Raw genomic sequence first — 12,049 nt, forward strand, 5'->3', positions numbered from 1 at the left:
AGATTGGAGCGAGAGCTTTTGAGTGCTGGCCGCTCCGAAGAACAAGTAAATATGTCCGGTGACGCAACATTCGAGCTTTCGGCCGCGCAACGCGGAATCTATTTCGCTCAGCAATCCCTGGGTACGATTCCGATCAATATTGCCCAGTATGTCGAATTGGTCGGGCGCATCGATGCGGACCTGCTGACCAGGGCCTCGCAGGTGGCCGGGCGCGAGATGGGCTCGGCCTATCTGAGCCTGGTCGAGACCGACGCGCTACCGCTCCAGTTCGTCGATGAGTCGATCGACGACAGCATCGAGTTCGTCGACCTGTCCGGGGAACCGGATCCGCACGCCACCGCACAACGATGGATGCGTGAGGAATACCGCCGACCCGTCGACGTGCTGGCCGATCGACTCACGGTCAGTGCCCTGCTGCGGCTCGGCGACGACCACCACTTCTGGTACGTCCGTACCCACCACATCGCCCTCGACGGATTCGGTGCGATGGCCACGGTCACCCGGATCGCCGAGGTCTACTCGGCACTGGTGGCCGGACGCGAGCCGGCGCCGTCCAAGGGCGCCGCACTGCCCGACATCGTCGCGGACGAACGCAAGTACCGGGACTCGGATCGCTTCGTCAAGGATCGCGACTATTGGTCAGAGCGCACGGCCGACCTGCCCGGCCCGCTGTCCCTGTCCGCGCACCGCGCTGCCCCCGGCGCCTATTCGCAACTGGCCTCGGCCACCCTTCCCGACGACATCGCCACAAAGCTCGACGAGGCGGCCGCGCAGTCCGGAGGCAGCACCGCACCGACGGTGATCGCCGCCTTTGCCGCCTACCTGGCCCGGATGACCGACAGTGAAGACGTCGTCCTGAGCCTGCCCGTCTCGGGCCGCAACACCGCCAAACTCCGCCGTGCGGGCGGAATGGTCTCCAACATCGTCCCGCTGCGCCTGACGGTGGCACCCGCCACGACAATCGAAGAGCTCGTCGCGGACGTGCAGACCGAGCTGACCGGCGCACTGCGGCGGCAGCTCTACCGGCACGAGGACATCCGCCGCGACATCGGGCAGGGCACCGGCAGGCGTGGCCTGTTCGGCCCGTCCATCAACCTGATGATGTTCCATCCGATCCTGGAACTCGGCGATGTCGTCGGACATCTGCACGTACTCACCACCGGTCCCGTCGAGGACCTCTCGATGAACCTCTATCCGGGTGTGTCGGGTTCGAACCTGCGAGTGGACTTCGAGGCGAACCCGCAGTCCTACTCCGACGCCGACCTCATCCGGCACCATGAGCGCTTCACCGACTTCCTCGGCCGACTGCTGCAGGCCGCCCCTGGAACGCCGGTCGGATCGCTCACCCTGGGCTCATCGGCCGAGATCGCGGCAACGACGGTGGCTCCGAATGACACCGAGAACGCGGTCGATGCGACCGACCTGATCGCGATGTGGCGCCGCCAGGTCGAGCGGACCCCGGATGCGACGGCCTTCGTCGACGGGTCCCGCCGGATGACCTTCGCCGAGTTCGACGCCTGGACAAACCAGCTCGCACGACATTTCATCGCCGCCGGAGTGGGACCCGACGTCCGCGTCGGGGTGGCCCTGCGCCGCGGCCTCGAGCTCGTGGCGACCGTGTACGCGGTCCTCAAGGCCGGTGGTGCCTACGTACCCATCGATCCGGACCATCCGCGGAGCCGGACGACCGACGTCCTGCAGACCGCTGGGCCGATGTGTGTTGTGGTCGCCGGCGCCGATCGCGCCGTGGTCGCGGACACCGGTGTCGAGCCCGTCGAACTCGAACAGATCGATCTCGCCGGCTACCCGGATGCGCCGCTGACAGACGGAGAGCGCCGGTTGCGTCCGGACTCTCTGGCCTACGTGCTGTTCACCTCCGGCTCGACGGGCAAACCCAAGGGCGTTGCGGTTCCGCATCGCGCCGTGGTCAACCAGATGGCATGGCTGGCCGGGCACTACGGGATCGGACCCGACGACGTTGTCCTGCAGAAGACACCGACGACGTTCGACGTCTCGGTGTGGGAGCTGTTCGCACCCACCGTGGGCGCCCGGGTGGTCATCGCCCGGCCCGACGGACACCTGGATCCGCAGTACCTGCTCGACGTGATCACGTCGGAGCACGTCACCGCGACCTCATTTGTACCCTCGATGCTGCAGCTCTTCCTTGGCGAGAACGGGCCCATCGACCCTGCCGCCCTGCGTCTGCTGCTGGTGGCCGGTGAGGCCTTCGGCGAGCGGCTGGCCCGCCGGGCGAGTCGCGAGCTACCCGGCGTCCAGATCGAAAACCTCTATGGCCCGACCGAATTCACCGTTCACGCCACATCCGCGCCGGTCGGCCCGGATGTCGATCGCGGTGTCCCGATCGGACGTCCGGTGTGGAACTGCCAGGTCTGGGTCCTCGACCGGCAACTGCGGCCGTGTGTCGTGGGCGCTGTCGGCGAGCTCTATCTCTCGGGTGAGCAGCTCACCCGCGGCTACCTCGGCCGCGCCGATCTGACCGCGGAACGATATGTGCCTGCCGTCTTCGGATCTGCCGGAACCCGGATGTACCGCACCGGTGATCTGGTTCGCTGGTCGGCCGACGGGGCGCTGGAGTACCAGGGACGCAGCGATTTCCAGGTCAAGGTCCGCGGGCTTCGCATCGAACTCGGGGAGATCGAATCCGCGGTGCTGTCCGACGCGACGGTCCGCGAGGCAGTGGTGACCGTCCACGAGAGCGAACACGGTCAGCGCCTGGTGGTCTACGTGGTCGGTGCCGCCGGGCAATCGTCGATCGACACCGCCGCCTTGACCAACACCGTCGCGGCGATGGTTCCCGACTACATGCTGCCCGACGCGTTCGTCGAACTCCCGCAGATGCCACTGGGGCCCAGCGGCAAGATCGATCGCAAGGCGTTGCCTGCACCCGACTTCACGGTGCGCACCACCGCATTCCGGGCTCCGGCAACGGACGCCGAAAAGGCCATCGCCGGACTCGTCGGCGACCTGCTCGGACATCCGGAGGTCGGACTCGACGACTCGTTCTTCGGTCTCGGTGGCGACAGCATCATGTCCATTCAGCTCGTCTCCCGCGCCCGGACGATCGGTCTGCACTTCTCGTCGCGAGAGGTGTTCGAGCACAACACCATCGGCGCGCTGGCAATGGTCGCCAGGGACGAGGGTTCGGCAGCCGTTGTCCACGAACTGCCCGGTGGGGCAGTGGGCGAGGTGGCGCTGACGCCGATCATGCGGTGGATGGCCGCCGAGCCCGAGAACGCGCGAGCGTTCTCCCAGTCGGTGGTGGTCCCGGCCCCCGAGCCCTTCTCTGTCGACACCCTGAACCGCACGCTTGCCGCCGTGGTGGCCCACCACGACATCTTGCGATCGCGCCTGTTCAGTGACGATTCGGGACGCCTGCACCACGTCATCGATCCCACCTCCGACGCCAAAGCTGTTGCGGTATCGGAGATCACGGTGAACCCGGCGCCCGGGACGGCGGAGTTCGACGAGGCCGTTGCTGCCGCTGCGCTGGATGCCACCGAGGCGCTCGATCCGGCCACGGGGTCGATCATGTCGGTGACGGTGGTGACCGGCGACTGGGCTCCCGAGCTCGGTCGGCGTCTGCTGATCGTGCTCCATCATCTCGCGGTCGACGGTGTCACCTGGCGAATCCTGTTGCCGGACCTGGCCATCGCCTGGTCGGCGGCCGCCGCAGGCGATGAGGTGGTGCTCGCACCGACCGGCACCTCGATGCGCCGCTGGGCTCACAACCTGACCGAACTGGCCGCGCAGCCCGAGCTCACCGGCGAACTCGGCCACTGGCGTTCGGTGCTCTCTGCGATCGACAATCAGACGTTGCGGGTCGATCCCGCCCGCGATCTGGTTGGGACCCTGCGGCGCCGGGAGTTCACGATCTCGCCCGCGCTCACCGACGCCCTGCTGACGCGGGTTCCGCAGGCCTTCCATGGTGGTGTGAACGACGGGCTCCTCGCGGCGCTGTCGCTGGCCGCGAGCATCTGGCTGGGTGAACGCGGAGAAGCCCAGATGGAGCCCAACGGCACCGGACCGCTCGGACAGTCGATCGTCGTGGCACTCGAAGCGCATGGCCGTGAGGAAGAACTGCTCGCCGGATCCGACCTCTCCCGGACCGCCGGCTGGTTCACGACCGCCTATCCGGTACTCCTGCGCACCACCGGCATCGATGTCGAGGATGCGATGGCCGGTGGCGTCGCCGCGGGTGATCTGGTCAAGTCGATCAAGGAACAGCTCGCCGCGGTGCCCCGGCGCGGTGTCGGTTATGGCCTGCTGCGGTATCTGAACGAGGCAGGCGCTGCCGAACTGTCGCAGTTCGCCGAACCCGCGATCGGTTTCAACTACCTGGGCCGGCTGTCGGGTACCGGGATGTCGGGTCCCTGGATCCCGGACGGCGAGAGTGCCCTGCGGGGGACCCGGGGCACCGCGGTGCCGGTTCGGACCGCGCTGGACATCAACGCGATGGTCACCGAATCGGAGGCCGGCCCGCAGTTCTCGGCCACGATCGAATATCCCGCCGCGCTGCTCGACGACGCCTCGGTGGACCGCTTCGCAGAACTGTGGACCCGGGCGCTGGAATCGATTGCGCTGCACGCGTCGTCGCCCGGGGCCGGTGGGCTGACCCCATCGGATCTGGCTTTGGTGGACCTGCAGCAGCCGCAGGTCGACGAGCTCGAGCAACGGTTCGACGACATCGTCGACGTGTGGCCGCTGACACCCCTGCAGGAGGGGCTGCTGTTCCATGCCGAGCTCGCCGCAGGCGGGATGGATGTCTACGCCGCGCAGATGGTGCTCGATCTGACCGGTGTCGATCCCGACCGGATGAGGCGCAGCGCCCAGGCCCTGATCGACCGACATCCCAACCTGCGCAGCGCATTTGTCACCGACAGCGAGGGCACGGCCCTGGCTGTGGTCGCCTCACACGTGGACGCACCCTGGAGCGAGCACGACCTGTCCGAGGTCGACGTGAGCGATCGCGAGACACGTGTCGCGGAGCTGACCCATCAGGAACGGATCGCCCCGTTCGAGATGGACGCTGCGCCGCTGATCCGGTTCACGATGATCAGGCGCGGCGCCACGTCGTACCGCTTCGTGGTGACCAATCACCACATCCTGCTCGACGGCTGGTCCATGCCGATCTTCATGGGCGACCTACTCGAGATCTACCGTGCCGGCGGCAATGCGAATGCCCTGCGCCCGGCCGCTCCCTACCGGAACTATCTGACCTGGTTGCGGTCGCAGTCGTCCGACTCGGCTTTGTCCGCATGGACCGCCGCGCTGGCCGGCGTGACCGAACCGACCACGCTCTTTCCGGCGGCCACCGCCCACAGTGCCGGTCAGGTGCCGCATGTGGTCGACGTCGATGTCGCCGACGACGTCTCGCGCGGGTTGACCGAGTACGTCCGGGCCGCCGGCACCACCCTCAACACCGTTCTGCAAACGGCCTGGGGAATCGTGTTGGCACGGTTGACCGGTCGCGACGACGTCATCTTCGGGACCACGGTGTCGGGCCGGCCGCCGCAGGTTGCCGGCATCGAGTCGATGCTCGGGCTGTTCATCAACACGCTGCCGGTGCGGGTGCGCCTGGACAACAACGCAGATCTCGACGGGCTGATCACCCGGGTCGCCCACGAGCAGACCGAACTGCTCGACCACCACACCATCGGCCTCGCGGAGATCACCGCGACCACCGATGCCGACGCGCTGTTCGACACGATGATGGTGTACGAGTCATACCCCTTCGATCGCAGCGCGCTCGCCGCCGCCGCCGCGATCGACGGGATGGCTGTCGCCGACGCCGACATCCTCGACGCCACCCACTACCCCTTGACGCTGATCGCGACAACCGAACCGGGACTGCGACTCTCGGCGAAATACCTGCCGGCGACCGTCGATCGGGATCAGGCCGAGCAGATCCTGCAGATGTTCCTGCGGGTGCTGGGTGAGATCGTCGCGGATCCCTCGGTTCGGGTGGGTCAGGTCGAGGTCCTGTCCGCGCCGGAGCGGACCGAACTGCTCGGCCGGAACGGGTCCGGCGAGACCGCCTTCGACACGCTCCCCGAACTGCTCGCCGCCGCGGCCGCCGCGGGCGGCGATCGCGACGCCGCCGTGTCGACGACCGGCTCGATCACCTACCGCGAACTCGACGCACGGTCGAATGCGCTGGCGCGGATCATGATCTCCCGTGGCATCGGACCCGATCAGATCGTGGCGCTCGGGATGGGCCGCTCGATCGACTTCCTGGTGGGGCTGTGGGCGGTGGCGAAGACCGGCGCCGGCTATCTGCCCGTCGACATGCAGTACCCGGCCGAGCGCATCGAACACATGCTCGCCGATTCGGGTGCGGCCTACGGACTTTCGACGTCGAGGTGGCGATCGGCGCGACCGGAGACGATCGACTGGCTCGAACTCGATACCGAAGAGACCGCGACCGCGATCTCGCGGGAATCGGCCGCACCGGTCACCGACGCCGACCGCACAGCCCCGATCCGGATCACCAACCCGGCCTACATGATCTACACCTCCGGCACCACCGGGGTCCCCAAGGGCGTGATCGTCACCCACGGCGGCTTGGCGAGCATCATGGGTGAACAGTCGGATCGCTTTGTGCTGACCGAGAATTCACGCACGCTGCACTTCGCCTCACCGAGCTTCGATGCCTCCGTGCTGGAGTTGTTGCTGGCGCTGGCCCACGGGTCGGTGATGGTGATCGCGCCGACAGAGATCTACGGCGGCGACGAACTACACGACTTCCTCGTCGAATACGGCGTCACCCACGCCTTCATCACTCCGGCCGCGCTGGCCTCGGTCGACCCCGCGGGGCTGGAGCGCCTCGAATCCGTTGTCGTCGGCGGTGAGGCCTGCCCACCCGAGCTGGTCGCGCGCTGGGCCCCGGGTCGACGCCTGTTCAACGCCTACGGACCCACCGAGACAACGATTGTCGCGAGCATCGCCGGACCGATGGACCCTGCCGGTGAGATCACGATCGGCTCACCGGTGCGTGGGCTCACGTCGCTGATCCTCGACCGCCGTCTGCAGCCGGTCCCGGTGGGCGTCGACGGTGAGTTGTTCCTGAGCGGGCCTGCAGTGGCCCGCGGCTATCACAAGCGCGCCGCGCTGACCGCCGAACGCTTCATCGCCGATCCGCATGGCGCACCCGGTGCCCGCATGTACCGCACCGGTGACGTGGTGCGGTGGGTCCGCAACGAATCCGGTGACCTCGAGGTGAAGTACGTCGGACGCAGCGACTTCCAGGTCAAAGTCCGCGGCTTCCGCATCGAACTCGGGGAGGTCGACGCCGCATTGGCCGCGCACCCCGACATCGACTTCGCGGTCACCTCCGGCGCCCGGATGCCCTCGGGTGTCACCACTTTGGTGGCGCATGTGCTGGCGTCGAAGCCGTTGGACACCAAGGCTGTTCGAGACTTTGTCGGAGAGCGACTGCCCTCGCACATGGTGCCCGCCGCCATCGTCTTCCTGGCCGAGATCCCGCTGACCCGGGCGGGCAAACTCGACCGATCCGCGCTGCCCGAACCGGACCTGGCGGCGCTGGCCTCGGCCGGTGCGGCGCCGTCGACGGAGACCGAGCGGATGCTGGCCGCCGTGTTGGCGGAGGTCCTCGGACTGTCGTCGATCGGCGTGAGTGACTCGTTCTTCGATCTCGGCGGCAACTCGCTGGTGGCCACCAAGGCGGCGGCCCGCATCAGCGCGCTCGTCGGTCGCCGCGTGGCGGTGCGCGAGATCTTCGAGAACCCGACCGTCGAAACGCTGGCCAGATGCCTCGACACCACGCCGAGCGAAACCGACCTGCCCGAACTCGTGGCAGGCGAGGCGGGGGAGCGGCCACCGCTGTCGCTTGCCCAGCAGGCCATGTGGTTGCTCAATCGTCTTGATCCGCAGTCCCCGGCATACAACATCGTGCTGCCTCTACGACTGTCCGGCGCCCTTGATGTCGAGGCCTTGGCGGCCGCGATCGCAGACGTTCTCGAACGCCAGCACACGCTGCGCTCGGTGTTCCCGGACACCGCCCACGGCCCGTACCAGCGGGTGTTGTCCGCGGACGATGTCCAGGTCGATCTCGACCCGGTGGACGTCGCCGACGAGGGCCAGATGCTCTCCGCTGCAGCAGATTTCGCCGCCTCAGGTTTCGATGTCACCGAAGCGGCGCCGGTTCGGGCCCGGTTGCTGCGCGCCGGCGGTGAACACCTGCTGATCGTGGTCGTCCACCACATCGTGGCCGACGGCGCCTCGATGGCCCCGCTGGCCCGTGATCTGGTGACCGCCTACGCAGCCCGGACCACCGGCAGCGATCCGCAACTCACCTGGGCACCGCTTCCGGTGCAGTACACCGATTACGCGCACTGGCAGCGGCAGGTGCTCGGCTCACCGGACGATCCGGCATCCCTCGCCGCCCGCCAGCTCGACTTCTGGCGCGCCGCACTGTCGGGTGTGCCCGAGGTCGTCGACCTGCCACTGGACCGGCCGCGCCCGGCCCGGCGGACGATGCAGGGTGCATCGGTGCCGTTGGTGATCTCCGGCGATGTGGTGGCCGCACTGGACGCCTACGCGCAGCGCCGGCAGGCCTCGGTGTTCATGGTGGTTCACGCGATCGTCGCGACTCTGCTTGCGCGGCTGTCGGGTTCATCGGACATCACCGTCGGCACGCCGGTCGGTGGACGCGACCACGTCGCTCTCGACGATCTGGTCGGCATGTTCGTCAACACCGTGGTGCTGCGTTCCGCAATCGATCCCGCCGATCGTTTCGACGATGTGCTCACCCGGGTGCGAGTGGCCGATCTCGACGCCTTCGCCAACGACGACATCCCGTTCGAGAGCGTCGTCGGGGCGCTCGTGCCGCGCAGGCAGCAGTCCCATTCTCCGCTGTTCCAGGTGTTGCTCTCGTTCGAGAACAATGAGAGCGCCTCGATCGACCTGCCCGGACTGCGCGTGGCCGTTGTCGACGGGATGATCCAGGGCGCCAAGTTCGACCTCACGTTCACCATCGACGACACGACCGACGTCGACGGTCGTCATGATCTGCGTGGCCGGATCACATACGCCACAGATATTTTCGAGCGCGAGACCGTGGCGGCCATCGCCGAACGCTTCGAGATCCTGGCGCGTGCGGTCGCCGCGGACCCGACCGCTGTGGTCGGGGACATCGACATCCTCACCGCAGCCGAACATCTCGAGGACGAGCTCGTGGCGCAGGACTCCGAACCCGCGGTCGCGGCGACCCCGGCATACAGCGCCGCGGACCTCGCCGCGCTCCTCGCCGCCGCGGTCGACATCGATCCCGATGCGGTGGCGCTCGACGCCGACGGCATCCAGATCACCTACCGCGACTTCAGTGACCGCTTCGGCGCGCTGTCGGGTCCGCTCGGCGAGCGCGGCATGGATGCCGATGCGATCGCGTCGGTGGTGCTCACCAGCCTGGTTCCCACCATGGTGGCGATCCCGGACGGCTTCGCTGTCGCCCTCGACAACGTCATCGCCGACGCCGCCCGTCTGCTCGGTGACCGTGACCTCTCCGGCTACCGCAGTACCCCTGCGTCATCGCCGGCGACCACCGCTGCCGTGGCAGCAACCGCAACCCCGCTCACCGACTGGGATGCGCGCGTGCGGGAGAACCCGGACGCCCCGGCGGTCCGGAGCCCGGAGACGTCGCTGACTCGCCGCCAGCTCGACCGGTCGGCCAATCAACTTGCCACCGAACTGATCTCGCGGGGTATCGGACCCGACGACGTGGTCGGATTGCTCACCGCACGGTCGGCGCACTGGGTGATCGGGATGCTCGCCGCATGGAAGGCGGGTGCGGCGTATCTTCCGCTGGATCCGGCTGGACCGGCGGAGCGGGCGTCGTCGATCGTCGCCGATGCCGGTACGCGCGTGGTTGTCGCGAGCCACGATGTCCTCACCGCCGAACTCCGTGCCGGGATCGTCGCTGCCGGGGCGCACCTGATCGAACTGGGCGACACCGACACCGATGCCGCACTCGGCAGGCTCGACGCCGCCGGCCATGCCGACCGCTGGGCCGAACCCGGCGCTGACCTGCGGCTGGCCTACGTGATCACCACGTCCGGGTCGACCGGACGTCCGAAGCCGACCCTGGTGCCGGCAGGCGGGCTGCTGAACATGTGGGGCTGGTATCGCGATCAGCTCCGGTTCTCCGACGGCGACACCGTCATCATCGCGTCGTCACCGCGTTTCGACCTGACCCAGAAGAACATCTGGACCGCGTTGCGCGTCGGCGGCGTGATCCGACTGGTCACCGAAGGCTTTGACCCCGAAGAGATTCTCGGCATCATCGGATCCGAGGACATCTCCCTGCTCAACGTCGCGCCGAGCGCGCTGGAGCTGCTCACCGAGCTCGACGCGGGGAATGTACTGACCACGCTCGACACGGTCGCGACCGGCGGCGAGGCCCTGATGCCGCGCGCCTATCGCACCCTGCTCGGGACCGACACCGCGATGCTCTCCATGTACGGGCCCACCGAGGCCGCGGCAACCACGGCGGCGCGGTGGGTGCCACTGTCCGATCACGCGGTCAACGCCGAGGGCGAGACCCGTGACATCGGCCCGATCACGCTGGGGCACACCATCCCCAACGTGACCCACAAGATCCTGGATCAACGCCTGCGTCCGGTACCCATCGGTGTGGTGGGGGAGCTCTACATCGGAGGTGTCGCGCTTGCCCGCGGTTACGGCCGGATGCCCGGTATCACCGCTGCCCGATTCGTGGCCGATCCCGCAGGCGCGCCCGGCGCCCGGATGTACCGCACCGGAGACCTGGTGCGACGCCTGCCCGGCGGCGACGCGATGTTCATCGGACGTAGCGACTTCCAGGTCAAGGTCCGCGGTCTGCGGATCGAACTCGGTGAGATCGAATCCGCGCTGACGGCCCTGGCGGGTATCCGCCAGGCCGTGGTGTCGGCACACGGCGAGTCCTCGGACCGTCGACTCGCGGCCCACCTGGCCGCTGATCCGGGACTCGACGTCGCATCGGTCCGCGCCGAACTGGCCAAGGTGCTTCCGGACTACATGGTTCCCGAAGCTCTCGTGGTCATGGATTCGCTGCCGCTCAACCCGAACGGGAAGGTCGACCGAAAGGCGTTGCCCGCCCCCGAATTCGGGCAGGACACCGGCGAATCCTTCGTGGCTCCCCGGACACCGCTCGAAGAGATCATCGCGGGGGTCTTCGCCGATACCGTCGGCGTCGATCGGGTCAGTGCCACCGCATCGTTCTTCGAACAGGGCGGCAACTCCCTGAGCGCCGCCCGACTGGCGAACCGGCTCACCGATGCCCTCGGAACCGCCATCGGACTGCGCGATGTCTTCGATGCGGTGACCCCGGCCGAACTCGCCGCGCTCGTGGAGCTGCGCCGTACCGATGGGACCGGCAGGCCCGGGCATGCGGTCACCCGCTTCTCCAAGCCCGAAGGCCCTGCACCGGAGCGGATACCGCTCTCACTCGCACAGCAGCGGCTTTGGTTCATCAATCGGTATGATCCGGAGTCCGGTGCCTACAACATCCCGATGACGCTCCTGCTCACCGGGGAACTCGACGTCGAGGCGCTGAGTGAGGCGTTGGTCGATCTGGTCGATCGTCAGCACGTGATGAGGACTGTCTACCCGCAGGGACCGAACGGACCCGAGCAGGTCGTGGTTCCGGTGATGGATGCCCTACCGCCTTTCCGCCTCGATGTGATCGCACGGGACCAGGTGTGGGAACGCCTCCAGACATTCGCCCGCATTGGTTTCGATGTCACGACAACGGTGCCGTTCCGTTCGGCCCTGTGGCGCATCGAACCGGAAGCCGGGAACAACGCCGACAACGCTGCCGACACCGACAACACCGGTGGCGACACCCGCGAACAGCACCTGCTCGTGATCGTTGTCCATCACATCGCCTCGGACGGATTGTCGATGCGTCCGATGGCGTCGGACCTGCTGACCGCTTACGAGGCCCGCAGCCAGGGCCGGGCGCCCGGGTGGGCACCACTTGCGGTGCAGTACACCGACTTCGCGATCTGGCAGC

At 67.8% G+C, this 12,049-nt stretch carries 1 pseudogene (only partly in view); it reads left to right on the forward strand.

Annotated elements, in window-relative coordinates:
* Positions 1-12,049, forward strand: a pseudogene (locus tag AC1D75_RS09210) (non-ribosomal peptide synthase/polyketide synthase) (its annotated part continues 21,947 nt past the right edge of the window); the annotation flags it as partial.

This window comes from Williamsia sp. Y712, from assembly GCF_059445525.1.